Raw genomic sequence first — 26,963 nt, 5'->3', positions numbered from 1 at the left:
GCAATCACTTAAGTGCCCCGCCCTATGGTGGGGCACTTCTATTTCGCTTCAAAAATGTAAGGGATTTCCCAATTTTTATTTTTGTGTAATTTCCTTTATAAAACCATAGGGTATGTCTGTTTCTTTAATCAGACTTCTATTGACATGCGGTTTTATCTGCCTTATAATCAGTGAGCATAAGGGTCAAAACCGACAACCAAAATCCGATGTAGGGGATGCCATCCAGTTTAAGATATTAAAAACTACTGGGGATACATTGGATTTTGACCAAGCCTACCGTTCCATAGATAAATTTTCATTTCCAGAAGACGCTTTTAACAAGACCCGCCCCGAAGACACCTATTGGATACTGCTGGATTTTAAACGTGGGGCTACTTCCAAACTAAATGATAGCATACGGTATTTAAAACTGAACTATTTTGATTTTGGTGAGATTTTCTATCAAAAACTCGATTCAATCGTAACGAGGCCCATTGGACAGTTGGATGAAAACACCATCGCCAAAAGAATTACATCATCAAAATATCATTGCGAAATCCCTTTGGATTTTAAATCCCTTATACAAAATCGATACCTGTTCTTGAGGGTAAAGCGCATAAAGTTTATTGAACCTGTTACCAATTGGTCTTTTACCTATCAACAAAACTCGGAGTCCAACAGCTACACGTGGAGTGATATAGCGAAATCCATCCCCAATTATATTTATATGGGAATTGGCTTTACCATCAGCATCATCATGCTTGTTTATTTTTTCCATTTCAGGAAAATTGAGTTTCTTCTTTATTCGTCATTTGTCTTCTTTAAAATCATCTATCTGTTCCAAGAAGAAGTGATCCTGTTGGACAAGCTGCATGTGAACAATACCCTTTTAAAAAGTTGGCTACTGGAAACCAACTCAATACTCATAGGAATAGCTTACAATTTATTTATCCTATTCTACCTGAACGTAAAAAAAGAATACCCCCGGGTTTATTACTTTCTTAAAGTAGGTGTCTACATACATGTTCTGATGCTGGTTGCCGATTTGGTTTTCTTGCTCTTTACCTATCACTTGGGACATATTTATCTTATTCTGGTTTTACGCGTGGTTTCCTTTTTGATCACGGTTTCCTTTTTGGTGTATTTGTTCTTTTACAACAAAAACCGAATAAGCAAGATCTTTCTCATTGGATCCAGTTGTTTCTTTATAAGCATTATCGTTTACTACTACTTCAATCTTAAGGCTGGCAACGACCCCATGCTCTATGGCAACTCACTGTTCTTGGCCATTGGCTCCACCCTGGAAATGCTCTTTTTTGCCTATGGATTGACCTACAAGGCTTTTGATGAACATCTCCAAGGAATTTATTTTAAGCAAGAGGCCATTATCAATAAAAACAAAGCACTGCGCGCTCAAATAAACCCACATTTTATTTTTAATGCGCTCAGCTCCATACAACATCTTATCCTAAAGAAAAAGAACACAAGTGCGCTCAATTATCTTTCCAAATTCAGCCGTATAACCAGAAATGCGCTGGAAGCGTCCATAGATGGACAGGCTACCTTGGATGAAGAGATTAAAATGTTGAACGACTATTTGGAACTGGAGTCGTTGCGTTTTGACCATGCCTTTTCCTTCAGGGTGGAGGTAGAAGAACAGCTTGTGCCTTCGGAAATGGACATCCCGTTCATGATCACGCAACCCTTTGTTGAAAATGCAATACTACATGGCCTATTGCCCAAAACGTCTGGCCAAAAAGAATTGACGGTTGCTTTTGAAGAGAAGGATGATGATTTGATCTGCACAATCGATGATACGGGGATAGGAAGAAACAACCATCAAAATGCTACCGGTCCCGACCAAGAAAAAAGAAAGTCAAGAGGGTTGGAGGTCACCCTTTCAAGATTGGCTTCCTGGCCCTACGGCTCTGGCAAAGTGGAGATCATCGACAAGGTGGACAAGAACAATGTGCCTTTGGGCACCAAGGTAGTCATCGTTGTCCCTTTGGGGTCAAAAAAGTAGGTTGTTGTGAAAATTGTACCCTTCAGACGTGAGAGCTTTGTATAGGGAGTTTCTCATAAAAATTTCAGGAAATTTCATATATTCATCTTCCATGTTAAAGCTATCCTTTTGAAAAACAGTCAATTCGAAGACATCCTGATCTATTTTTCAAAGTCCTTGATGGGCAAAGTAAACGAAGAGGATATCTTGTGGGATTTGGCCAAAAACTGCATTGCCAAACTAGGGTTTGTGGACTGTGTGGTCTACCTCGTGGACCATGAAAACAATTTGTTGGTACAAAAAGCCGCTTATGGCCCAAAAAATCCTAAAGACCGGAAATTGTACAAGCCCGTTGAGATAAACATTGGCGATGGCATTACAGGGCATGTCGCCCAAAGTGGCCTGGCAGAAATCATCAAAGACACTTCAAAAGATATTAGGTATATAGAGGACGATGCCTTGCGCCTTTCTGAAATCTGTGTGCCCATCAGCTATGAAGGTACCATTTATGGGGTCATTGATTGCGAACACCCCCAAGCCAATTTCTTCACCGACCATCATCTTAAAATGCTTTCGGCAATAGCATCAATCTGTGCCATAAAAATGAAAAGTGTCAGGGACAATCTAGCCTTGATGGCAGAAAAGGACCGATTGTTGGAAATCAAGGAAGAAATGTTGGAGCTGAAGTTGAAAACCTTGAACTCCCAACTGAATCCCCATTTTGTCTTCAACTCACTCAATTCCATCCAGTACTTCATCACCACCGAAAAAAAGAAGTTGGCCTTGGAATACCTGTCCACCTTCAGTAAACTGGTCCGGTTCTATTTAAATCAATTGGAGCGGGATACGGTATCCCTTAGGGAAGAAATTGAAATGCTGAATGCATTCCTGAAATTACAAAAGCTGCGTTATGATGGTTCGTTCAATTATGGCGTTACCATTTTGGAGGGTCCGGACAAAGTGGATGAAGCCACCATCCCTTCCCTTGTGGTACAGACTCTTTTTGAAAATGTCATAGAACGGTCCATGTCCAAGCAGCAAAAGAACCAACTTTTTAATATTGATTTTAAGGTTTTGGACAACTCGGTCATCATGGAGGTCCAGCATAAAAGCCCAAATATGGATTCTTTCACGGAAAACCATCCCGAGCATCGGGAAAGCATTCTCCAATGGGAAGATCAAATCAATCTATTAAATTCAATTAAAAATTACACGATCACTTATTCGATTACGGATGCTTCTGGTGAAAAAGGCCACGTACGAAATATCATCTTGAAACTTCCCAACCTTATTTAGCCCCGATATCCTCCATCAATTCTTTGAGCATGATTTCCCTTACTTCTTCCCTTAAGGTCGATTTATCCTCTTCTGCCAATATGCCGGTTTCAAAAAAGTGGTGTACTTTGGCCCGTACCGGTCCTGGGGAACCACTTAAAAACGTAAAGGAAAACCGTTTTTTATTATCGTAAAAAGTAATGGGCACTATAGGAATTTTATGGGCGATGGCCATTTTAAAGGCCCCATCCTTGAATTCATCCAGAACAACATGTTCCTCTGGCACTCCCCCCTCAGGAAATATGCAAATGCTCAACCCCTGGTCCAATCTTCGTTGCGCACGGCGGTATACCCCGGTCCTGCTCCTCACATCCTCTCTGTCCACAGTAATGCAGACCCTTTTATAGAAAAATCCAAAAACAGGAAGCTTCTCCAGTTCCTTTTTACCCACAAACACAAATGGGTTCTTGCTCACCACCAACATCAACATAATATCCAACATGCTGGCATGGTTGGGCACCAACATATAACTCTTTCCTTTCTCCATTTGCTGCTCCCGGATAATTCTCGGAAAGCATCCCATGCCATACAGAATGGGCTTTGCCCATAAGTTTCTAGCCAGCCAAAAAAATTGGGGATAGGTACTTTCCGAAACCGTGGCCAACAGCAAAAAGGGAAAAAAAACTAGAATGGGAACGGCCACCAGCACGTAAAACCAAATCCGGTACAGGATATGTCCTGCATTTCTGATCATAGGAAGCATGTTATAAAAGTAGAATTTTTGAATATCTTTATAGGACTAACCATTAAAACTTGTAACAATGGGATTACTTTATGCATTATTGATAGGGGCACTTGCAGGCTGGCTCGCCGGAAAAATCATGAAAGGAGGCGGCTTTGGTGTTTTGTTGAACATTATTCTTGGTATTGTAGGCGGCATTGTGGGCAACTGGCTTTTTGGCACTTTGGGTATCCACATAGGCTCTGGAGTGATTGGTGATCTGCTTACCGGGGTCATTGGGGCCATTGTCCTTCTTTTTGTGGCCAGTCTATTTAAGAAGTAGCTTTTCCAAAGAAAATAAATTAGCGGCTTTTGCCGCTTTTTTTATCCCCCTCGGATACGTATTTTTACGGGCAAAAACGTAACATGGCCCGTATCCTCACCGGAATCCAAAGTACAGGAACGCCCCATTTGGGAAATATCTTGGGGGCAATCAAGCCTGCCATTGAAATGGCGCAAGATCCCAATAACGATTCCTTTCTTTTTATTGCTGACATGCATTCGCTCACCCAGATCAAAAATGGGGAGCTGCTGCGAAACAATACCTATGCCATTGCAGCGGCATGGTTGGCGTTTGGGCTGGACATAGACAAAACTGTTTTTTATCGACAGAGCGATGTGCCACAGACCGCCGAACTAGCTTGGTACCTTAGCTGCTTTTTTCCCTACCAACGACTTACTTTGGCCCATTCGTTCAAGGATAAGGCCGATCGTTTGGAAGACGTGAACGCAGGACTCTTCACCTACCCCATGCTCATGGCCGCAGATATTTTACTGTACGATGCCAATATTGTTCCCGTAGGGAAAGACCAACTGCAGCACTTGGAAATGACCCGAGATGTGGCCTCCCGTTTCCACAATCAAATGGGAGAGACCTTTGTAATACCTGAAGGCAAAGTCCATGAAGACACCATGTACGTTCCCGGCACCGATGGGGAGAAAATGAGCAAGAGCCGCGATAACCTCATCAACCTATTTCAAACGGACAAAAAGCTGCGCAAACAGATCATGGGCATCGTAACGGACAGTACACCCATGGAAGAGCCCAAAGACCCGAGCAAGGACAATGTTTTTGGCCTCTACAAACTTTTGGCCACTCCCGAACAGATAGAAGAGATGAGTGCCAACTATCTGGCGGGCAATTATGGCTACGGACATGCCAAACAAGCCTTGTACGAACTTATTGTGGAGAAGTTTAAAGAGCCCCGTGAAAAGTTCGACTACTACATGAACCACTTGGATGAGGTGGATGAAGCCTTGGCCATTGGCGCCCAAAAGGCCCAAAAAGTGGCCAATGGGGTTTTGGAACGGGTGCGGGAGAAGTTGGGCTATTGATCATTGGTCATTGCTTATTGTCCATTGTTTATTGTCCATTGTTTATTGATTAAGTCGCTTCGAACAGTTTTCCGGGCATTGGTCGGATCAGACCTTTCATTTCCAAGTTCAAAAGTGTGGATGAGGTTGTATGGATAGGCAGATTACACTCCAAAGCCACGGTATCCAACAACTGTTTTCCGTTCAACTGCAGGTAAGAATAGACAGACCTTTCTGTTGCATCCAAATCGATGAAAAGCTGCTTCTGTACTTGGGGGTTTTCCCTTTTTCCTCCAATTCCCATCCCAAAAGATAAATCAAATCCGCTGCTGAGGTAAGTAAATGCGCCTTTTGCCGTTTGATCAGGTCATTGCAGCCCCTACTAAACTTATCGGTGCTCCTCCCCGGCACGGCAAACACTTCCCGATTATACCCGTTGGCCAAATCTGCCGTAACAAGACTCCCTCCCTTTTCAGCCGATTCCACTACCAAAGTTGCCTCGCTCATCCCTGCTATGATCCGATTCCGTTTTAAAAAGTTTTCTCGGTCTGGATTGCTACTGCTCCAAAATTCCGTGATAAACCCACCATTCCGTTCCATTTGCGCCACATACTTTTTATGCGCCTTGGGATATATTTGATTGAGGCCATGGGCCAGGCACGCCACGGTCTGCAAACCCTTCTTCATGGCCGCCTTTTGAATGGCAATGTCCACCCCATAGGCAAAGCCACTCACCAAAATCGGGTCCAATGGGGCAATCTCTTCCACAAACGCCTCGCAAAAAGCAGTACCATGGCTTGTAATGTTTCGAGTTCCCACTATGCTGATGATCCTTTTCTCCCTCAAGTTGATCTTGCCCCTTTTAAAAATTAGAATGGGACCATCCACACAATGTTTCAAATAGGTTGGATAGTCTTCCTCCATAAAATAGGACGTCTGGATGTTCTCATCGGAAATAAATCGGTATTCGCATTCGGCTTCATCCAGATACATCGCATCGTGGAGTCCCTTCAAGGTAAACCGCCCAATCCCCTCAATCTTTAAAAGATGTTGCGGTTTATCTTTAAAAATGGCTGTTGGACTACCACAATGGGAAATTAATTTCTTGGCCGTGATATCGCCAATATTGGGAATGGCCTGCAGGCGGAGCGCCGCAATAATTTCAGGTTCAGTCATTTGATTTGGGTGTGATAATTGTTCACAAAATACAGATTTTCAAATGTTAATAAAAAGTTATCCCTCCTATTTTGTTCTCCTATATTTTTTGCAATATTTGTGGCCATGCGGATTGATTCTTACATAGAAAAATTGCTGTTCGATTACAATTGTGTTGTGGTACCCGGTTTTGGGGCTTTCCTCGCTCACGGAAAATCCGCAGGAATCGATGCAACGACCAACACCTTGGTCCCTCCTTCCAAGACCATTTCCTTTAATGCCCAATTGTCCAAAAATGATGGGCTTTTGGTATCCCATATTGCCAAGGAAAAAAAGTTGGGTTACGAGGAGTTGTTGCAAGAAGTGGAAGCTGTGTCCCACTCCTGGATGAAAAAACTGGAACAAGGGGAAAGCATTGAGTTGTTCGGTATCGGAAAGCTCTGGTACAACAATGAACGCCGTATCCAATTCCAACCTGAGAACAGAACCAACTTTTTGACCTCATCTTTTGGACTGTCCGCTTTTTCGGCCACACCCATCCAGCGTGAGGTGCTAAAAGAGGAAGTTGAGGAACTCGAAGAAAAAATTCCATTCATCATCACTCCCGAAAAAAGGGAGCAAACCTCGTTCAGGCCTTGGTTAAAGTATGCGGCTGTGCTATTTTTGGCCGTTTCCTTGGGTGTTACCTCCTACCGCACTTATGGTGATCTTCAACAGAAACAGGTCGCTGTGCAACAAGAAGCTCAGGAAGAGGTATCCCGTTTGATCCAAGAAGCTACTTTCTTTGAAAGTGATCCCTTGGAACTGCCCGCGATTAGTTTGGACGTTACCAAAAGGAAATTGGGCAAGCACCACGTCATCGCTGGTGCCTTCCGAATGGAGGAAAATGCCGAAAAACGCGTGGAGCAACTCAAAAGCAAAGGTTTCAATGCGATTTATTTGGGAGTCAACAAATACGGCCTACATCAAGTGGCCTATGATAGTTTTGAGGACCCCAAAGAGGCTCTAACTTTCCTTAAAAAGGTAAAAGCCTCCGAATCGCGTGATGCTTGGCTCCTTTCCGAGAAATAAGCCCACTTTTCTTTAAAACGATACCGTACTTCAATATCTTTGCGCAAAATTCAAAGGTATGCGCGCCAAAACTCCAAGCGAATCCAGAACCGTAATGACCGATTTGGTCCTCCCCAGTGAGACCAACCCCTTGAACAATCTGTTTGGCGGGGAACTCTTGGCCCGTATGGATCGGGCGGCCAGTATTTCGGCCCGTAGGCATAGCCGCAGGATTACCGTTACGGCCTCCGTGAACCATGTGGCTTTTAACAGGGCGGTGCCCCTAGGCAGTGTGGTGACTGTGGAAGCGGCCGTTTCCCGGGCGTTCAAGACCTCCATGGAGATTTTTATTGATGTATGGATCGAAGATCGCTTTACCGGTGAACGCACCAAGGCCAATGAGGCCATTTATACCTTTGTGGCCGTGGACGATACCGGAAAACCTACCGAAGTCCCGGAACTTGCCCCTGAGACCGATTTGGAAAAGGAACGTTTTGCCGCTGCTTTGCGAAGAAAACAATTGAGTTTGGTCTTGGCTGGAAAGCTGAAGCCCTCGGATGCTACCGAACTTAAGGCCTTGTTCCTGGGTTGATTCTCGATACAGCCTTTCTGGCTTCAACAAGTTTATCTGAAGGAAAAACCACTCGATTGATGATTTCCAAGCCGAGTGAAACCACGATTTAATTTTAAGATTATTGGATTCAGTGTCAAGCAAATAATGGCATTGGGGACGGACACTAATTGCCCCAAATTTCTGTGTCATTTCGACAGAGTGAGGTACGAACGACGAGAAATCTTATGATTGGGAGATTCTTCCTCGTTTCTCGTTTGAGAAATCCATGGTTGGGTGAGATTTCTCAATCGTCACTACGTTCCTCATATCGAAATGCCAATTGCAGATTTCCCGATGGGAGTGTTTGCCACAGGGTACAATTTTGTAGTGGCAGATCTACGGAGCCTAAAGCGCCCTTTCTTCAAGATTAAAACGTATACAATTTTATCCCTATGGAGGGTGCAAAAGTTTGTGTCCTCCCAAAAAAATTTTCAAGTTCGGGCGCAGTTGTCACTTCCAAGAAATCCCAATAGCTGTCCAATTTTAGATATACCCCAATACTTTTGGTGATTCTGTATGATGATGAAAGCGTGGTCGCAAGTGAAAAGCCATCATCCCTGAATCTTTTGAATTCTTTTATATGTCTATAGTTGGCATGCCCTATGCCCATGGCCATTTCAAGAAATATGCGATTGGCACCCGTATTTATGAACGAATACCCGCCCATGACATGGAGATGTGTAATTCCACTCTTGTCAATGGCCCCAACGGCTGCTACATTGGTGACCTCTCCTTTAAAATGACTCCCTTGACCCCCAACAAACCAATTGCTGCCCATCACCACAAATGCATCAATAGTAAATCCATTTCCCAAACCATACCCTTCTGAAAGGAAATTGTTACCATGCGCAAAGGGAACAACATAACAGACCCCTATTTCTCCAAAAATGGCACTCTCCAAGGTTTCATCTTGCTCCTGTCCATAAAGAAACGGCAGTGCCAAACAGCAAACCCCCCATAAAATCCCTTTTCTAAAATTCAAACTCATATGCATTTTCTGTTTTATTATAGGGTAATACTATGGTCTGTTGTTTTTTGACCAGGTCATCATTGACCAGTTTATATTGAAGTGCTATGGAATCCCCTTCTGGGACATAAATGGTCTGTTCTTCAAAGGAATCTTCTAAAAAAAGCTCTCCATACTTGCTACATTGCCACCTTTCACCTTCTTGTTCAGCCCCCGGCTCAAAACTGATTTCCTTCATCTTGGCGTTATACAAAATCTTATACTCAAGCCTATCCATCTGGTTTGTTACCCTATGAATCTTGACTTGCACTTCTTTCAATCTTCCCATTCGAACCCTATTGGGAATAGTATATTTTGAGTCTTCCATTATCAAGAAATTAACCCCCTGTAAAGTAATGGAAGGTCTATCTCCTTGGTAGCCATAGGTTCCTTCTTTATTGATGTATACCGAAATATTCTGGGAATTCTTGGCTGAAATGGTCGTGATCGCGTAATTCCCTTTGGCATTGGATTGGTCTGTGCCTATTAAATCGGTATCCGCATATACTGAAGCATAGGCTTCAATTGGAAAGGCAGGAAGTTCCTCGTTTTCAAAACCTACAACCTTGCCACTAATCAAAAGCCTTCTGTTGTCCTCATATTCCAATTGGCAGGACGAGAAGAGCATCAACATGAATAAAATTCGAATCTTGGACATCTGTATGGAACATGTTTGGTTTGAGAGATTAAAATCTCCTATAGAGAACCTGAACAAGAAGGGTTTAATGAATTGATGCGGTCTACAAACATCATTAAGACAGATACCCTACACTTTAATTTTCTCATATCTCTCAAAATTTTAAGTATTGAGAGACAATTTCACAGTTTAGGTCCAATGTACACCCCCTGAATTGACGGATACAGGGTTTGAGTTGACGGATGAGGGATAATGCTTAAAATCAGCACCCTACCGACACTTCTTCCGTATGGCAATCTGCCTAAAAGTCAAAATTATCCGGGTCCGGACCAAAACGTTTGCCCCGATCCAAGGCATCCAACCTTTGCATATCTTCCGGGCTGAGTTCAAAGTCGAAAATAGCGGCATTGGAGATGATCCGCTCTTTTTTAGAAGATTTTGGGATGGTGACCACGCCTTTTTGAAGGTCCCAACGCAGCACGATCTGCGCAACGGTCTTGTTGTACTTGGAGGCCAGCGCTTTCATAATCTCAAGGTCGAAGATGTTGCCTTGCATCATGGGCGACCAGGCTTCGTACTGGATGCCCTTGGCACGACAGAAATCCACCAAATCCTGCTGCACCAAATACGGATGGAATTCCATTTGGTTGACCATGGGGACAATCTCGGCCGAGGTCAACAAATCCTCCAAATGGTACTGTAAAAAGTTGCTTACGCCTATAGCCCGTATGCGCTTTTCCCTGTAGAGTCGCTCAAGGGCTTTCCAGGTTTCCTTGGATAGTTCTCCCTTGGGCCAATGAATCAGGTATAGATCCAGATAATCGGTGTCCAACCGTTGTAGACTGGCTTCAAAAGCTTTGAGTGTGCTATCGTAGCCTTGATCGGTATTCCACACCTTGCTCACCAAAAACACATCCCTTCGAGGGATTCTGCTTTCTTTGATACCGATACCCACACCTTCTTCATTGTCATAGATGGCAGCGGTATCTATATGTCGATAGCCATGGTCCAAGGCATCTCTTACCGCGTTGATGACTTCAGTGCCGTCTTTGGAGAGATAGACTCCCAACCCAAAATAGGGCATTTGGACTTCGTTATGCAATGTAAAAGTCCCTTGTAAATCTGTGATTTTTTCCATGTGTTATAGCTGATATATCCAATCCTCGGGGTTGAGTCGATTGGAATCCTGAAACAAATAAAACTTCAATTTTGTGGAGCCGTCCAACCGATTGGTATAAATTTCGCCCAAGGCTTCTTTGGCGGCCACTTTGTCGCCTTTCTTCACATATAATGTGGAAAGGTTGTAGTAGGTGCTGATATAGTTTCCGTGTTTGACTGTAACTCCCTTTCCTCCTCCGGGTACCGAGATAATGGCGATGACCTCGCCCTCAAAAATGGCCCGCGCCTGGCTTCCTTTATCCGTGGTAATGGTAACGCCATTGTTCTGGTGTTTTATTCCGGGATAGATTTTGTCCGCGTAAACGCCATATCCCTGACTTTTTATCCCTTTCTCCACCGGCCAGATGAGCCGCCCCTTATTTGATGAAAAGTTATCGGCCAACAACTTGGCTTCCGGGGTCAGCGCAAACTTTGTGGTACTGGTAGATTTTCCAGAGCTCTTATTGGAACTGGCTATGGCACTGCGAATCATTCTTTCAATCTCACGATCGATTCTACGGGCCTCCTTTTGCTTTTCGGCAATAGCAGCGGTATACTTGGCCTCATTCTGGCGAACGCTTCTTAAAAGGTCTCTTTGGGACTCCACTTCGCGGGAAAGTTCATTCTTGGCCTTGGTATTCTCCGCCAAGAGTTGCTCCTTTTCTTTACGCTGTACCACCAAATCTTGGTTGAGTTGGGCCAATTCCTCTGTTTTTTGGATGATCCCTTCCCCCTGTTTCTTTCGATGCTTTGCATATTGCTGCATGTACTGCAATCTTTTAAACGCCTGAAAAAAATTCTCGGCACTCAACAAAAACATCAATCGATTGTTCTGGGATTTGTTCTGATACGTCTTTTGAATCAGCTGGGCGTAATCTTCTTTCAATACTTTAAGATCTTCCCGAAGCTTGCTAATGTTCCTTATGTTGACATTGATCTGCCTATTGAGCAAATTGGATTGCTGATTGGTGACCCTGATCAGTTCTTGGCGCACATTGATCTTATTGTCCAAGGCCTCCATCTGGTCCAAAATGGTTCCCTTTTCCTTGCGTTCAGCGAAGAGTAATCGGTTGATTTCCTTGATTTCCTGTTGAAGCCGTTCCCGTTTGGCCTCCAAAGCCTTTTGCTCGCTGGTCTGTGCCACTGTTGGAGCAACAAAAAAAATGGTAAAAACCAGAAAACAAATGCAATATGAAATTTTACCTCTCATATTACTTTAATGTGATTTTATCAAATCCCTTAGGAACTTTGTATGGGAAATTCATGGGTTTGTTCAATTCCAGATTCCTAAAATTCAAATCTATGGTTGTTTTGTCCTTTGCCTCGGCCGCCACGATCTTAATGTCCTCGGGCAACACATTTCCAGAAATATCCTGATAGGTATATTTTATCTGTAACTGTCTTGATTTCTCGGGTTGGGATATTTCCTGAGTAGCAATCTTAAAGTTTTTGGGTTCCAATTGCAACAATATCTTGAACAGCTCCCTTGCCTTTCTGGGTTTCAACTCATAGTTCTCCCCGCTTACGGAAGAGGTGAACTTTTCCTTCCTTAAATCCAAAACCGAACTGCCCAACAAAAGGTTCTGAACTTTGTCAAAGTCCAAGTCGGTTCCCAATAGATCACTTAAATAACTGAAATCGCCTTCAAAGTACTCGTTGTCCAACTTGTTGTAAAAAGACACTTTCTCTGGCGTGATATGGGCCTTGACCACCCCCAAAGGAGCACTCATCCAAATCACCTTGTCCTTTTCCATCCGCAGACTCACATTTACTCCTTGGCTTCCATCCCCGTCGGAGTAATCTATCTTGACCCTTCCGCTCAAGGTTTTGAACTTGGGTTGATGGCTATAATGGTTATCAATGATGTTTTTTGCAGACATACGGGAATCCACTTCGCCTCCCGTAACCGACTTGGTGCCTTTACAAGAAGCCCCAAACACTGACATAGACAACAGTAAGATTACCGCCCTGTTCGTAAATATGTTCCTTATTTGAGTCCTCATAGTCCGGATTTAATCTTGTTCAAATATTCATTTGCCTTTGAGGTGTTTCCTATGTTGGTATACGCCTTCGACAATTCTTTATACAAAAGGTTTGCCAAAGGATCCGTTTCGTCCAACAAATAATCCAATCCGCTTTCCAAGACTTCAATGGCCTTGTTAGCGTTGGATGTGTTGTTCAGTGCAGCCCCATAAGCATAATAAAAATACGGCTGCAATGGATAGGTATCCAATGCTTCTTTAGATATGGCCAAGGCTTCCCGATAGTTGGATCCTACCAACAAATCATCTATTTGATCCCTGTATTCGGCAATGGGATCCTCCTCATTTGTTTGAGGTTCCTCCTTGGTCACCACTACCCTGGCTGACTTTTTCCCGTGCTCCAAAGAATCCTTGATTTTGGAGGTTAGTTCCATGGCAAAATTTGAATCTCCAAGCTCCTTAAGCACGTTAAGGGCATCCAAATACTTCTGCTTTTTGAAATACCCCAAGGCCAGATTCTGTTTTAATTGTCCATTGGAATATGGGATTTGCTCCTTTATGGCATCCCATGGAACTCCTTGTTTTTCCAAAACACTTAGCAGATTGTCCAAATACCAAAAGTCCGTAGGTTCTGCATTCAAGGCCTTAATGGCATATTCCTGGGCCAGTATGTATTGTTTGTCCAACACATACGCTTTGGCCAACTCGTAATCCACCACACTGTTTGAAGGGTCCAATTGCTTGCACTTTAGGAACAGATCAACGGCCCTGTCATAATTCTGAATCCCTTTTTGTTTGAGGGCCTCAAAAAAGTTTTCTTGGAACTCATCGGTGTATTCCTCCAAATAGACTTCGGAACTTTCTTGCTCTTCTTGGGCATGGCCTGTGCTCCATGTCATCGTGGACACTGCCAAACACATCCATAAAAGAGCTGTTTTATCCATAACTATCCAGTCCCCATCGAAAATCAAAAAAAGTCTTTATTCCAAAACGGAATAGTCCCCTATACTTATTGCCTCAAAGTTACCATTAAAAACCACATGATTGCCAATCATGGCATTGTCCAAATTGGCATTGGATATTTTGGTATTGTTCTGAATGAGACTGTTCTTAATGGTTGAATTTTCCAAAACTGTATTTGCCCCAACCGACACAAATGGACCTACAGTAGTGTTTTTGAGCACTACATTTTCACCAATAAAGCAAGGCTCTATAATATTTGCATTCTCAGTTTTCACTGAATCGGCTATTAAATTTTCCCCGTCTTTTTCCAAGAAGCCCAACATACGCTGATTGGTCTCTACGGTTACATTTTTGTTGCCACAATCCATCCATTCATCCACTTGACCTGGCACAAATTTCATGCCTTTTTCCATCATGCGTTTGATGCCATCATTGATTTGGTATTCACCACCATTGGTGATGTCATTGTCCAGCACATGCTGCAGTTCGTTCTTGAGCACGCCAACATCCTTGAAATAATAGATGCCTATCACCGCTAAATCGGATACAAACTCTTGGGGTTTCTCCACCAATTCCACAATGTGGTTGTCCTTACTCAATTTAACCACGCCAAAAGCTTCAGGACGCTCCACTTGTTTCACCCAGATAACGCTGTCCGCCGACTTGTCCAAATCAAAATTGGCTCGGATAAGGGTATCCGCATACGCAATAACAGCAGGACCACTCAAGGATTCCTTGGCACTCATAATGGCGTGTCCGGTCCCTAAGGGTTCATCCTGTCGGTAAATAGATCCTTTGGCTCCCAATTCTTTGGCCAGTTCCATCAAACTCTCAACCACATCGTCCCCAAAAAAGGCTGGATCGCCCAAAATAAAGGCAACTTCCTCAATAGGTTCTCCCAGTACTTTGGCAATATCACTTACCAAACGATGTACTATGGGCTTGCCTGCCACTGGTATCAATGGTTTTGGAACGGTCAATGTGTGAGGTCTCAATCGGGAACCTCTTCCCGCCATAGGGACAATAATCTTCATGCTTTTTGTATAAGGTTGTTCGTGTTTATTTTATTTTGTGCCTGTGCTTCCGAAGCCGCCTGCGCCCCTATCGGTTTCCGAAAGGGAATCCACTTCTTCCCATTCAGCACGTTCATGCTTTGCCAATACCATTTGGGCAATCCGTTCACCATTTTCAACAACAAATGCTTCAGAGGACAGATTCACCAAAATCACCCCCACTTCCCCACGGTAATCCGCATCAATGGTTCCCGGGGCATTTAGGACAGATATCCCTTTTTTGGCCGCCAAACCACTTCGGGGCCTTACTTGGGCTTCATAACCAACGGGGAGCTCCATAAAGATCCCCGTGGGCACAATGGCCCTTTCCAAAGGTTTCAATGTGATTGGGTTTTCCAAATTTGCCCTTAGGTCCATCCCTGCGGAGGCCAATGTTTCGTAATGGGGCAGCTTATGACTTGACTTGTTGATTACTTTTATTTTCACGCTTTAAAAATATGCTTCTTAGATTATCTCCTTCCATTCTATAAATCAGCATCAAAAATAACAAAAGAAGAAGGCTGCCGGCTATTAAATTTCTATTAAAAACATAGAAGGAGAGAACGGAAAACAGCAGCGAAACCAAAAGATAGAAGATTATCTTTCGCATATTATACGGTACCGGATAGTATTTCCTGCCAAAGAAATAGGACAGGAGCATCATACTCCCATACGCGGCCAACGTAGCCAAAGCGGATGCCATATATCCCATTTTTGGAATCAATGCAACATTGATGATTAGTGTGATCAAGGCTCCTATGGAGGAGATATAGGCCCCAAACTTGGTCTGGTCCGTGACTTTGTACCAAACGGAAAGGTTGTGGTAAATGCCCAAGCAAAAACTTCCCAAAAGGATTATGGGCACCACATTTAGCGCTTCCCGATATATGGCATTCCCCAACAGAATTTTGGCCAATACATCCACATAGACCACCACCCCAAGTAGGATGATACTCCCCAAGATTACAAAGTAATTCGTAATCTGGGCATAGGTTTTTTGTGGCTTTTCCGATTTGGCATGACTGAAGAAAAAAGGTTCCACCCCCATCCGGAATGCCGTTCCGAACAAGGTCATGAACAAGGCCAATTTATAACATGCGCTATACTTTCCCACTTCGGCCTCGGCGATATCCTGGGGCAACATTTCGGTCAGCAAAATCTTATCAAAGACCTCATTGATAGTAAAAGCCACCCCGGCCAACATTACCGGTCCTGCATATTTGAGCATCTGTTTCCAAAGCACTGAATCAAAGGTGTATGGAACTTTTATATAAGTGGGCAGTAAGATCAATAGGGTAATACCGCTGGCAATGACATTTGAGATCAGTACATAATGGATTTCCCAATCTGTTTTGTAAATGGAATGGAAGAAACCACTTTCCACTTCTTGGGCCATTTGGGGCAAAATGAGCAGAAAAAAAACATTGAAGGCCAAGTTGATGGCTACGTTGATGGTTTTCAACACAGCATACCGCATGGGTTTTTCCTGCGCCCTCAACAGGGCAAAAGGAATTATGACCAAAGCATCCAAAACTAGAATAAAGGCGGTGAACTTTATATAATCCGGATTGATGTTGGTTACCCCGGACAGCCATTGTTTTACGGACAGGGCCAAAATCAAAAACAGCAGCGATGACCCCAACAGGGAGATAAGTGAGGTGGAAACCACCTTTTCCTTATTCTCATTCTTATGATAAAACCGAAAAAAAGCCGTCTCCATCCCATAGGCCAAAAACACATTGAAAATGGCAATCCAAGCATAGATATTGGTGTATTGCCCATAGCCTGATGCATTTTCAAAGACTGAGGTATACAGGGGAAGCAGTAGAAAGGAAATAACCCTCGGCAAAACTGTGGCGAGGCCGTAGATAAAAGTCTGCTTAAAAAGCCTTTTTAACGGGTTCAATAGGTGTGTTCTTTAAAACCTTTTAAATAAAGTCACAAGTTACACAAAACCCTTTAGTCCACTGGTGCCAAAATTGACCAAACAAAAAAGGCCGCTTAAAGCGGCCTTTTTATATATAATTCTTATAAAGTCTAGTTGTTCAAAGCTTCGGCTTAATTGTTCAATGCCTCCGCACCACCAACAATCTCAAGAATTTCGTTGGTAATGGCCGCCTGACGTGCTTTGTTGTACGTAAGGGTGAGTTCGTTCTTCAACTCGCCGGCATTGTCGGTCGCTTTGTGCATGGCTGTCATACGGGCACCGTGCTCACTGGCAAAGGAATCACGAATGGCCTTGTACAGTTGTGTCTTCAAGGATTTTGGAATCAGTTGTTCCACAATCTCCGCTTTGGATGGCTCAAAAATGTAATCTGAAGCCACAGGAGCGTCTCCTTCAACAGAAATGGGCAAGAACTGTTCGGTCATGACAATCTGTGTGGCCGCGTTCTTGAACTTGTTGTATACCAATTCTATCTTATCATAACTGCCCGAAGCAAACTGGTCCATCAAGAAATCAGCAATGGCAGCAACATTGTCAAAGGTCAAATCGTCATAGACATCACTGTGGTTGGCCACAATAGTGTTCTTCTTCCCAAGGATGTCGTTCCCTTTTTTTCCTATCGTAACAAAGTCCACCTGCTTGCCCGCATATTTGTCGGCCACCAAATTATTGCTCTGTTTGATGATGTTGGAATTGAAGGCACCACAAAGACCTCTGTTGGACGTAATGGACACCAACAAAACTTTGTTTACGGGCCTGCTTTCCGCGAATTTGCTTCCACCGTCACCTTCCAAACTGGCACTGAGTCCTTGAAGGAGCTCCGTAAGCTTATCGGCATAGGGACGCATTGCGGTAATGGCATCCTGGGCTTTCTTCAACTTGGCAGCAGAAACCATTTTCATGGCACTGGTAATCTGCATCGTTGATGAAATGGATGATATCCTGTTCCGTATTTCCTTTAGATTCGCCATACTATTGTTTAGTATTGAGATTCCAGTATTGGGTATTGAGTGCTTTTACGAACCCAATACTAACTACTGAATACTTTGGACTAATTTTTATACTTACTTGAAAGGTCTTTACAAACCGCTGTCAAGGTTTCGGTTACCTCATCGGTCAATTTACCGGCTTTAAGGGCATCCAAAACATTTCTGTGCTTGGCGTTCAAAAACTCCAAGAAGTCCTTTTCAAACTCTTTTACCTTATCAACAGGAACATCCCTCAACAAGTTTTTGGAACCTGCGAAGATGATAGCTACCTGATCTTCCACGGTAAAGGGATCGTTCTGACCTTGTTTCAAGATCTCCACGTTTCTACGTCCTTTTTCGATTACGTTCAAGGTAGCGGCATCCAAATCGGAACCAAACTTGGCAAAGGCTTCCAATTCACGGAACTGGGCCTGGTCCAATTTCAAGGTACCTGCTACTTTCTTCATGGATTTGATCTGCGCGGAACCACCCACACGAGATACCGAGATACCTACGTTGATCGCAGGACGTACCCCTTGGTTGAACAAGTCTTGCTCCAAGAATATCTGACCATCGGTAATGGAAATTACGTTGGTTGGGATATAGGCGGAAACGTCACCTGCCTGAGTTTCAATAATAGGAAGTGCTGTCAATGAACCACCCCCTTTTACAATCGGTTTCAACGAATCGGGTAGGTCGTTCATGTTCTTTGCGATCTCATCATCGGCAATCACCTTTGCGGCACGCTCCAACAATCTTGAGTGCAAATAGAAAACGTCACCAGGGTATGCTTCACGTCCTGGAGGTCTACGCAACAACAAGGATACCTCACGATATGCAACGGCCTGTTTTGACAAATCATCATAGATAATCAAAGCAGGGCGTCCAGTATCCCTAAAATATTCTCCAATGGCAGCGCCAGCGAAAGGGGCATATACCTGCATTGGGGCAGGGTCAGATGCATTGGCCGCAACGATAGTGGTATACGCCAAGGCTCCTTTGTCTTCCAAAGTTTTGGCGATGGCTGCAACGGTAGATGCTTTCTGACCTACGGCAACGTAAATACAGTATACCGGCTCACCGGCATCGTAAAATTCTTTTTGGTTGAGGATGGTATCGATACAAACGGTGGTCTTCCCTGTTTGCTTGTCACCAATTACCAACTCCCTCTGTCCACGACCTACAGGAATCATGGCATCGATAGCCTTGATACCGGTCTGTAGCGGCTCGTTTACAGGTTGTCTAAAAATTACACCGGGGGCTTTACGCTCCAAGGGCATTTCATAGGTTTCCCCAGCAATAGGTCCCTTACCATCGATTGGGGCTCCCAAGGTGTCAATGACACGACCAACAATTCCTTCACCAACATTGATGGATGCGATACGCTCTGTTCTTTTTACAGTGGCACCTTCCACAATCTCTTTGGATGGGCCCAACAATACCACACCAACGTTGTCTTCTTCCAGGTTCAATACGATACCTTGCATACCGCCATCAAACTCCACCAACTCCCCATACTGGGCATTGGAAAGTCCATAGACACGGGCAATACCGTCACCTACTTGTAGCACGGTACCTACTTCGTTCAACGAAGCGCCTGCTTCAAAACCTGATAATTGTTTTTTCAAAATTGCTGAGACCTCAGCGGCTTTTACTCCTGCCATTTTTATAGACTATTTGTAAATTCTCTTTTTAATCCGTTCAATTTGTTGGCAATGCTCGCATCGTATTGGGTATCGCCAACCCTAAGCACAAATCCACCAATGATGGCTTCATCCACCTTGTTTTCAATGGTGACCTTGTTGCCTGTAGCTTTTTTCACTTCAGCCAAGATTTTCTTTTCCAAATCGGCTGTCAAAGGAACCGCAGTAGTTACATAGGCCACTTCCTCTCCCTTCATTTTTTCATGAAGGATGATGTATTTATAGGCCACTTCCTGTAGCATTGCAATCCTTTTGTTGTCTACCAAGGTCTGGATAAGTCCTTTGGAGATTTCGTTGGCATCCTTGAAAATTTCCAGCAATGCACTTTTCTTGAGCTCTGATTTTACGATAGGGCTTTCCAAAACACTTTGGAGCTCCCCGTTTTCAGATATCGTTGCAGCAATGTCACGCATGTCTTTCTCCACGGCATCTGCCGCTTTCTTTTCGACTGCGTAGTCCAAGGTTGCTTTTGCGTAGCGTATGGCTGCCCTGTTTTGGTTCATGCTCTAATTAGTTCAGTTTGATATCACCCAACATGTCCTCGACCAACTTCTGTTGTTTCTTGTTGTCGGACAACTCTTCTTTGATGATTTTTTCCGCGATTTCAACGGAAAGGTTGGCCACTTGGGACTTGATGTCGGCCACTGCCGCTTTTTTCTCCGCTTCAATGGCAGCTTGTGCTTGCTTGATCATCTTGTCACCTTCAACCTGGGCCTGTTCCTTCGCTTCGGAAATGATGCTTTCCTTGATTTCCCTAGCCTCCTTCAACAACACATCTCTTTCGGCTTTGGCTTCTTTCAACAGCTTTTCACTGTCTGCAGTAACATTCTGCATTTCCTTTTTGGCAGCCTCGGCAGCTTCAAGGGCATCCTTGATTCCTTCTTCCCTTTTCTCAACCGCACCTAGAATGGGTTTCCAGGCATATTTTCTCAACAACAACAATAGGCCCACGAAGAGCAACAACTGCCAGAAAAACAATCCGAAGGAAAACTGTTCGATTAACTTATCCATGTATCTTACTATTAAATCTTTACTATATCATTTAAATCAATGAAGGGCCATAGCCAACCGCTATGGCCTTCATCAATACTGTTACGGTTATTAGGCTGCAAAAAGAGCGGCGAAACCGATACCTTCAATAAGGGCTGCTGCGATCAACATAGCAGTTTGGATCTTACCAGAAGCTTCAGGTTGACGAGCAATGGCTTCCATTGCCTGACCACCGATTCTACCGATACCCAATCCTGCTCCGATTACGATCAAACCAGCACCTACGATGTTTGGAATTGTCATGATATATGAATTTAAATATTAAACGTTCTTCTTAATGGTGATCTTCTTCCACTGCCATTCCAAAATAAAGGGCCGACAACATGGTGAAAATATAGGCTTGCAATGCGGCAACCAACAATTCCAACAAGGAAAGTGCGAATGCCAATACAAACGATAATGGACTTCCTATCCAGTTCTTAAAAATGAACATAAGTCCTATGATACTCATCAATACTACGTGACCCGCAGTAATGTTGGCGTACAAACGAATCATCAACGAAAATGGCTTGATGAAGGTTCCCAACAATTCTATCGGTGCCAATATAATTTTCATGGGAGCAGGCACGCCCGGCATCCAGAAAATGTGTTTCCAGTAGTTTTTGTTCCCTGAGAATGTAGTAATCAAATAGGTGATCAACGCCAAGGCAAAGGTCACCGCAATATTGTTGGTCACGTTTACACCAAGGGGCGTAAGTCCCAACAAGTTGATGATCCACACGAAAAAGAAAACGGTAAGCAAATAGCTCATGTACCTTTTGTATTTGTGCTCACCAATGTTCGGGATGGCAATTTCATCCCGGACAAAAAGCACCAAAGGCTCCAACACCCTTCCCATTCCTTTGGGCAGGCTGTTCTTTTTGTAATTATTGGCAACGCCACGGAACATGAAGAACATCAACAAACCGACCAACATGATGAAGACCACGTTCTTGGTTATGGAAAAATCCAACGGCTTTACATTGGTAGGATGGGCATCATCCACTACCAAATTTTCACCAAAAGCATCCTCTTCATGGGTTTCCTCTTCATGATGCGCACCAAAGTTGATGGTGCCTTCCGCATCTGTCCTGTAAATTTTATTGTGATACAAGGTGTAGTAGTTGCCATCCACTTCGGCAACGCCCTCGCCATGCTTTAGTTTGGCGGAGGAAAAAACCTTGAGGCCATTGTCCCACAAAATCACTGGCAATGGAAAACCAATGTATTCGTGCTCCCCTGCATCCGTGGTATAGGAATACAGTGTAAAGTCATGGGAATCCAGAAGGTGGTGGTCAATGTATTCCTTGATTTCGGTCTTCAAATCATGGGCTCCGGTTTCAACTTCCTGTGCCCCATGATCTTGGGCCGATAAAATCCCCGCGGCCATAAAAACCACGGCGGTCAATTTTTTACTTAATAACGAATATCGCATATGATGCAACTATGGGTCCTCAAAAATCGGTGCAAAAATACATTGCTCATTCAAAAGAAAAAAGCTTTTACAGTATTATTTACAGTATTGATTTTTTTGTTGATTTTTTGGGCTTTATCTCACAGAATTAAGCAGTTTGCCCAAAAAGAGGGTTTCCAAGGTCAGGGAATAGAGGTACGGGACAAAAAAAGCAAGGAACTCTGCGCGTTCCAAAACACCATCTGCCTTATATCCGGAATAGAACGCCACGAAGAAAACACCGAATTTTAAAAGGCTCCCTATCAAAAAAAAGAACCCTAGATAATCGCGATACTTGTTTCGGTAAAAATAAATGGCAAAAAAAATGAGACAGGCCAATATGGAATTCAACAAATAGCTTTTTATCAACTGGTTCCCATAGGGTTCATAACCATACAAGATCTGCAACTTGGCATGGCCCAAAAAAAGAAGGATCGATCCAACGACCAACCCTATTGTAAAAATGATGGGAATAGACCTATTCTTCAATTGTTGATTCTTTTCAATTGCTGGACCACCAAATATATGGAAACCGCTACGCCAAACAAGGTACATATGGGCAAGAACACCTTTTCGGTCCCGTAATGGGTGTCCAACCATCTCCCTCCTTTGACCGCCAAATAGATGATGGCACCCATTTGTATGGCCATCCCCGACAAGCGGGCCGCCTTGTTTAAGGTGTCTCTTTGCTTGTTCTTATTAGGAAGCTTTTGCTGGCTCATTGCTCTTGGTGGACTGCAATTTTGGCGCCGATCCGGACGTACTTGCAGCTCCTTTGCCCATGGTACAGGCCGCATTGAAGGTAGCTCCTGGCTCCACGGCCAATTTGGCCACGGACACGGTGCCTTCAATAATGGCGGAAGCCTTTAATGAAAGTAGTTCCGCTACCGAAAGCTCTCCATTGAACTTTCCTTCAATATCGGCATTGACACACTCAACTTTACCATTGATGTAACCGTCCTTGCCAATTACAACTTTACCGGAGGTTTTTACATTGCCTTCCAGTTTCCCGTCGATTCTAAAATCGGCTTCAGAAGTAATGTCGCCTTTAATCTTTGTGTTCTTCTCAATTCTGTTGGGCTGTCCTCCAAATTCATTCATAGGTCGTGGTTTTTTGTTGTCAGAAAACATTGTGTTCTAGGGTTTTGGGGTTTAAAATTGTGCTTTGTAAGATTCTAAATTCTTATGTACTTGTATAATTTTATAGTTATCCGATAAAATTACGAAATTCTCATCGTTGATGCGGTAGTCCCTATTGTTTTTTATGAGTTCGGCGAAGCCCAAAGCAAAGTCCCTGGAACGGAAACCATGAACCACAACAAACTCATCTTCAAGGGTGTAGATATCTTTGGAAATAGCATTCCTGTAATTTAGTTCCTTAATGGCTTCCATAAGCCTCTCCTGAAGCTTTACTGCCTTTTCATCGTCTCTTATCTTAAATGGAAAGACCACTTTCCAATTTCCTGCCCCGCTGGACCCAGTTTCCGGCGAAAAGTCCTTTTTCTCCAATTTGGGAAGCTGTTGCTCCACCATTTCCTCGGCCTTCTTTCCTTCCGGATTGTTGGGATAGGTCAACGCCACATAGTTCAGGGCTTCCTTAAACGGTTCAAAGCCTTGCAGACGACCAATGGCATTGGCTTTCAGCATTTCAAATTTGGGTACAATGGGATCTCCCGTGAATTGGTTGATATATCGCTCCGACTGGGTAATGACTTGAAGGAACTCTTGCTTCTGATATAATTTAAAAAGTGCTGCGTAGCGTGCATCCGGACTATCGGTGCTTCCCTCCAGAACGGCCTGCGGATTCAACAGAATCTCTGCATACCGGGTGTCTGGGTGATTGGCAATGATGTCCTGTTTCATGTTCTGGGCCAAGGGACTGCCGCTCTCCTCATAAATCTTGAACAGGTTGTATTTGGAAGGCAGGATCAAACGCTCCTCTGGATTGGAGGCCAGTACCTTTTCCAATTTAGCCGCGGCTAAGAGGTTGTCCTTGAATTTTTCCTTATAAATAAGCCCCAATTGGTAGTTGGCAAAGTTTCTTTCGGTCCTAAGGCTATCAATCTCACCAACATCGGTGGGAATGCGGTCCAAATAATACTCCGGTGAATATCGTTGGTCTTCCGTAAGGTTTGCTCCGGATACGTCATTGCCCTCCACCAGTTCTCCCGTAGCTTCAGATACCAAAGTCCGGGATTTATTGCTCCAGCGCCAATCGTCCTCTAAAGTCCGGTCTCCCCAACGGGTCTTAAAATCGTTTTTACCATACCCCAAGCTCGTAACATTATAAAAATAGAACTTGCCCTGGTTCTGCTTCCCTCCCTTGCTCTTGGCAAAAGTGGCAAAACCTGCAGCTGCTTGCTGCTGTTTCTTCTCTTCCTCTGCTTCCGCTTTGCGCTTTAGTTCGGCGATATAGTCCTCAAAATACGCTTTGCGCTCCGTTTCCGGCATTTCGTATAGCGTAATGATGCTGTCCGTATGCTGCACAATATCTTCGTACTTGATCACATCTTCCAGATTGTCCAGCTTCTTTTTAATGTTCCTGAACTGTCGGGTATTCTCTTTTAGATTGGTCAACGTACTATCATAATATGCTCCAGCGGTTTTGTACGCATCCTCATCAAAATAATAATCGGCCAGGCTTTGGTAGTTAAGGGCATTGAGCTTCTGTTCGCCTTGGGTAGCCTTAAGTGATTTGTTGTAATACGCCAGTGCCAAACTATCCGATTCATTGGCCAAATGGAATTGGGCCACTTCACGATAAATTTTGTCCAAAAAGGGGCGGTTCTCACGGTTCTCCTCCAATTCGGTGAGATACTCTAGGAGCTCTTCCCTATTACTATCGGTAAGTTCCGTATTCTGGATTTTCTTCAGATGCGAGTTGATCATGTACACTCGCGGAGACCTGCGATTCAATGTAATCACTTTGTCGAAGGCGTAATTGGCACTGTCTTTATGCCCCAATTGGTCGTACAACTGGCCAATGATAAACAAATACCTTCCTTTCTCCGGGTTCTTTTTGGTATAGGCTTGGGCTATCTTTAGTTTTTGAATGGCGGTATCCGGCGCATTCAAATTGATGTAGCATTGTGCCAAAACAGCATTGGCATCGGCATATTCCTGATCTTTTAGCGACTCGTACTTGAACAACCGTTTAAGGTTCTTTATCGCTACTTCCGGATTGTCCAAACGCATGTTGGTCTTTTCCCTCCAAATAGTGGCTTCATTCAACTTATCGCTCTGCACATATTTTCTGAGGATGTAATTAAAAGATTCCAATGCAGGGATATACCGTTGATCAAAGTAGCGTGCCTTGCCCAAAAGCAAAAAGGCTTCATCCGTTTGCGGATTGCGCTCTTGGTCCTTAATGTCCATGCTATGCTTTTGGATGGCCTTGGTGGCCTTTTCCTCTGCAATGATGAAATTGGGGTTGTTGTCCTCGGAATCGAGTTTTATCTCATCGGTCACCTCCAAACGTTCCACGGGAAGAATTTCCCAATAATCGTCCCGATAGCTCTCATTGAGTTCCTCGCGGCCTTGTTCAAAGGCAATATTGCCATTGTACAGGGTATTGTACTTGGTATTGAGTGCGTGCCAGTTTCGGTTGATGAACTTGTCCTTTTGGGTAGAACAGGATTCAAAAATCAACCCGGCCAAAACTATGGTGATGAAAAGTATGTGTCGAAGCTTCAAAATTATCGATGATCTTGTGTAACCTTAACTGAAAAAAAACCAGATTATTATAAGGCTCATCGATAAAGTGTTGGATTTTTTATTTGCTCCTTGGTCAAAGGTGAAATCGTCCCCTTACCATGCCGTGGTCCGTTCGGGATTCAATACCGTCATATTGTATTTGGCCTTATAGGCTACGGGCGACAGTCCCACGTATTTTTTGAACACCGTCCGGAACGCCTTTTGATCGGCATACCCTACTTGATACATCACTTCATTTACGTTTTGCTGGGTGCTTTCCAGACTACGTTTGGCAGCCTCTATTTTTACTCGCTGTATGTATTCCAAAGGGGTGTTTTGGGTGGCTTTTTTAAACCTTCGGACAAAGTTCCTGCTGCTAATGGCCGATTTTCTGGCCAGCTCTTCAACCGATATCTTATCGGTTACATTGCTCTCAATAAAATTTTGCGCTTCCTTGATCGCTATATCATTATGCTCTTTTTGTCCCTGAAAAATGACAAATTGATTTTGGTCTTGCCGATCGATCTCGATCTCAAAATATTTTGAAATATAAATGGCCGCATCCCTACCGCAATATTTTCCAACAAGGTGCAGCATAAGGTTCAAAAAGGAGTAAGCCCCACCGCTGGTATAGATTCCATCCTCCTCAGTAACTATTTTATTGGAAACAAGATTGACCTTGGGATACATCTTCTTGAACATTTCCATGGCCGCCCAGTGGGTAGAGCATTGTTTGCCATCCACCAACCCTGTCCGTGCCAGAACAAAGGCACCCATGCACATGCTGGCCACCTCGGCATTGTGTATGTTCCGTTGTTTTAGGATCCAATCCACAAAGGGGTTGTTCTGTTCCAATTCCTCCAAGAATCTATCTGTTTTTAAAGCTGGAATAAGTATGATGTCTGTTTTTTCGACCTCATCAATGATTTTATCACAGTGGATGCTAAAAAGCCCATTGTACAAGGAATGATCTCGCTCCAACCCAACCAAATGGATATCAAAAAAGTCGTCGTTCCTCACCCCACTATTCTTTAGAAAACGGTTGGTGGCGGACAAAATCTTGTAGGGTCCCACCACACTGCTCAGTATGGTATTGCCTTTGGGCACCAATATGCTTACGTGTTTCATAATCATTGATTTACAAAGGATAAATGTAAGGCTTCTGTTTGGCAGAATCAACCCTTAAAAGTGTCCCATTTGCCCAT

27 protein-coding genes and 1 pseudogene are annotated in these 26,963 nt (G+C 43.7%); 6 read left to right on the top strand and 22 right to left on the bottom strand.

Features of this window, described 5'->3' with window-relative positions; translation table 11 throughout:
• The first annotated feature begins 112 nt into the window (after positions 1-112).
• Entirely contained in the window at positions 113-2,002 is a 1,890-nt protein-coding gene (locus DN53_RS08525) for a sensor histidine kinase (RefSeq protein WP_129653956.1), read from the top strand.
• Positions 2,003-2,110: 108 nt separating this feature from the next.
• Positions 2,111-3,277, top strand: a complete 1,167-nt coding sequence (locus tag DN53_RS08520; RefSeq protein WP_242502099.1) for a histidine kinase — start codon at positions 2,111-2,113, stop codon at positions 3,275-3,277.
• Here DN53_RS08520 and DN53_RS08515 read toward each other — a convergent pair.
• A complete protein-coding gene (locus tag DN53_RS08515; protein ID WP_129653955.1) occupies positions 3,270-4,019 on the bottom strand; it encodes a lysophospholipid acyltransferase family protein in 750 nt (249 codons plus the stop codon). The genes DN53_RS08520 and DN53_RS08515 overlap by 8 nt on opposite strands.
• Before the next feature lie 58 nt (positions 4,020-4,077).
• On the opposite strand from DN53_RS08515, the gene DN53_RS08510 reads away from it, so the two are divergent.
• Positions 4,078-4,320, top strand: a complete 243-nt coding sequence (locus DN53_RS08510; RefSeq protein WP_129653954.1) for a GlsB/YeaQ/YmgE family stress response membrane protein — start codon at positions 4,078-4,080, stop codon at positions 4,318-4,320.
• Positions 4,321-4,403: 83 nt separating this feature from the next.
• Entirely contained in the window at positions 4,404-5,372 is a 969-nt protein-coding gene (gene trpS, locus DN53_RS08505) for a tryptophan--tRNA ligase (RefSeq protein WP_129653953.1), read from the top strand.
• Positions 5,373-5,421: 49 nt separating this feature from the next.
• Here the strand turns inward: trpS and dprA are convergent.
• Positions 5,422-6,527: pseudogene (dprA, locus tag DN53_RS08500) on the bottom strand (DNA-processing protein DprA).
• Positions 6,528-6,632: 105 nt separating this feature from the next.
• On the opposite strand from dprA, the gene DN53_RS08495 reads away from it, so the two are divergent.
• Positions 6,633-7,577: an HU domain-containing protein gene (locus DN53_RS08495; RefSeq protein ID WP_129653952.1), complete on the top strand. Its 945-nt coding sequence runs from the start codon at positions 6,633-6,635 to the stop codon at positions 7,575-7,577.
• A gap of 58 nt (positions 7,578-7,635) precedes the next feature.
• Positions 7,636-8,148, top strand: a complete 513-nt coding sequence (locus DN53_RS08490; RefSeq protein ID WP_129653951.1) for an acyl-CoA thioesterase — start codon at positions 7,636-7,638, stop codon at positions 8,146-8,148.
• Between the two features lie 388 nt (positions 8,149-8,536).
• On the opposite strand, the gene DN53_RS08485 is transcribed toward DN53_RS08490, so the two are convergent.
• The 20 genes from DN53_RS08485 to DN53_RS08390 form a co-directional block, all read right to left on the bottom strand.
• Positions 8,537-9,157 carry a hypothetical protein gene (locus DN53_RS08485; protein WP_129653950.1) on the bottom strand — a complete coding sequence of 207 codons (621 nt, stop codon included), beginning with the start codon at positions 9,155-9,157 and terminating at the stop codon, positions 8,537-8,539.
• Positions 9,141-9,833: a hypothetical protein gene (locus DN53_RS08480; protein WP_129653949.1), complete on the bottom strand. Its 693-nt coding sequence runs from the start codon at positions 9,831-9,833 to the stop codon at positions 9,141-9,143. The genes DN53_RS08485 and DN53_RS08480 overlap by 17 nt, the downstream gene beginning before the upstream one ends.
• Positions 9,834-10,113: 280 nt before the next feature.
• Complete coding sequence (locus DN53_RS08475; protein ID WP_129653948.1) at positions 10,114-10,950, bottom strand: aldo/keto reductase; 837 nt, start codon at positions 10,948-10,950, stop codon at positions 10,114-10,116.
• Between the two features lie 3 nt (positions 10,951-10,953).
• Positions 10,954-12,180 (bottom strand): murein hydrolase activator EnvC family protein, encoded by a 1,227-nt coding sequence (locus DN53_RS08470; protein ID WP_129653947.1) that lies wholly within the window; start codon positions 12,178-12,180, stop codon positions 10,954-10,956.
• 1 nt (position 12,181) lies between these two features.
• The gene (gene lolB1 / locus DN53_RS08465; protein ID WP_129653946.1) at positions 12,182-12,973 is read right to left on the bottom strand and encodes a lipoprotein insertase outer membrane protein LolB1; all 792 of its coding nucleotides are present in this window, start codon (positions 12,971-12,973) and stop codon (positions 12,182-12,184) included.
• Positions 12,970-13,872: a tetratricopeptide repeat protein gene (locus DN53_RS08460; protein ID WP_129653945.1), complete on the bottom strand. Its 903-nt coding sequence runs from the start codon at positions 13,870-13,872 to the stop codon at positions 12,970-12,972. Before DN53_RS08460 ends, lolB1 begins: the two co-directional genes overlap by 4 nt.
• 60 nt (positions 13,873-13,932) lie before the next feature.
• Positions 13,933-14,949: a sugar phosphate nucleotidyltransferase gene (locus DN53_RS08455; protein WP_129653944.1), complete on the bottom strand. Its 1,017-nt coding sequence runs from the start codon at positions 14,947-14,949 to the stop codon at positions 13,933-13,935.
• 30 nt (positions 14,950-14,979) lie between these two features.
• On the bottom strand, positions 14,980-15,414 hold the full coding sequence (gene dut / locus DN53_RS08450; protein WP_129653943.1) for a dUTP diphosphatase: 435 nt from the start codon (positions 15,412-15,414) through the stop codon (positions 14,980-14,982).
• Positions 15,380-16,873: a lipopolysaccharide biosynthesis protein gene (locus tag DN53_RS08445; protein WP_129653942.1), complete on the bottom strand. Its 1,494-nt coding sequence runs from the start codon at positions 16,871-16,873 to the stop codon at positions 15,380-15,382. The genes dut and DN53_RS08445 overlap by 35 nt, the downstream gene beginning before the upstream one ends.
• Positions 16,874-17,025: 152 nt before the next feature.
• Positions 17,026-17,883, bottom strand: a complete 858-nt coding sequence (gene atpG / locus DN53_RS08440; RefSeq protein WP_129653941.1) for an ATP synthase F1 subunit gamma — start codon at positions 17,881-17,883, stop codon at positions 17,026-17,028.
• A gap of 80 nt (positions 17,884-17,963) precedes the next feature.
• On the bottom strand, positions 17,964-19,544 hold the full coding sequence (gene atpA / locus DN53_RS08435; RefSeq protein WP_129653940.1) for a F0F1 ATP synthase subunit alpha: 1,581 nt from the start codon (positions 19,542-19,544) through the stop codon (positions 17,964-17,966).
• A 2-nt stretch (positions 19,545-19,546) separates the two neighbouring features.
• Positions 19,547-20,086 (bottom strand): ATP synthase F1 subunit delta, encoded by a 540-nt coding sequence (gene atpH / locus DN53_RS08430; RefSeq protein WP_129653939.1) that lies wholly within the window; start codon positions 20,084-20,086, stop codon positions 19,547-19,549.
• Between the two features lie 7 nt (positions 20,087-20,093).
• Entirely contained in the window at positions 20,094-20,594 is a 501-nt protein-coding gene (locus DN53_RS08425; RefSeq protein WP_129653938.1) for a F0F1 ATP synthase subunit B, read from the bottom strand.
• Between the two features lie 90 nt (positions 20,595-20,684).
• Positions 20,685-20,876, bottom strand: a complete 192-nt coding sequence (gene atpE / locus DN53_RS08420; protein ID WP_053970734.1) for an ATP synthase F0 subunit C — start codon at positions 20,874-20,876, stop codon at positions 20,685-20,687.
• A gap of 31 nt (positions 20,877-20,907) precedes the next feature.
• On the bottom strand, positions 20,908-22,047 hold the full coding sequence (gene atpB, locus DN53_RS08415; protein WP_129653937.1) for a F0F1 ATP synthase subunit A: 1,140 nt from the start codon (positions 22,045-22,047) through the stop codon (positions 20,908-20,910).
• Positions 22,048-22,161: 114 nt separating this feature from the next.
• The gene (locus DN53_RS08410; protein ID WP_129653936.1) at positions 22,162-22,554 is read right to left on the bottom strand and encodes a hypothetical protein; all 393 of its coding nucleotides are present in this window, start codon (positions 22,552-22,554) and stop codon (positions 22,162-22,164) included.
• Entirely contained in the window at positions 22,551-22,787 is a 237-nt protein-coding gene (locus DN53_RS08405; protein ID WP_129653935.1) for an AtpZ/AtpI family protein, read from the bottom strand. Before DN53_RS08405 ends, DN53_RS08410 begins: the two co-directional genes overlap by 4 nt.
• On the bottom strand, positions 22,765-23,196 hold the full coding sequence (locus tag DN53_RS08400) for a bactofilin family protein (RefSeq protein ID WP_129653934.1): 432 nt from the start codon (positions 23,194-23,196) through the stop codon (positions 22,765-22,767). The genes DN53_RS08405 and DN53_RS08400 overlap by 23 nt, the downstream gene beginning before the upstream one ends.
• A gap of 21 nt (positions 23,197-23,217) precedes the next feature.
• Positions 23,218-25,758 carry a type IX secretion system periplasmic lipoprotein PorW/SprE gene (gene porW / locus DN53_RS08395; RefSeq protein ID WP_165357318.1) on the bottom strand — a complete coding sequence of 847 codons (2,541 nt, stop codon included), beginning with the start codon at positions 25,756-25,758 and terminating at the stop codon, positions 23,218-23,220.
• A 114-nt stretch (positions 25,759-25,872) separates the two neighbouring features.
• Entirely contained in the window at positions 25,873-26,886 is a 1,014-nt protein-coding gene (locus DN53_RS08390) for a GlxA family transcriptional regulator (protein ID WP_129653933.1), read from the bottom strand.
• Between the last annotated feature and the right edge of the window lie 77 nt (positions 26,887-26,963).

The organism is Flagellimonas olearia (assembly GCF_004150225.1).
Taxonomy (GTDB): domain Bacteria; phylum Bacteroidota; class Bacteroidia; order Flavobacteriales; family Flavobacteriaceae; genus Flagellimonas; species Flagellimonas olearia.
The sequence above is the reverse complement of the archived record's forward strand: the minus strand, read 5'-3'. Positions and strand labels throughout refer to the sequence as shown.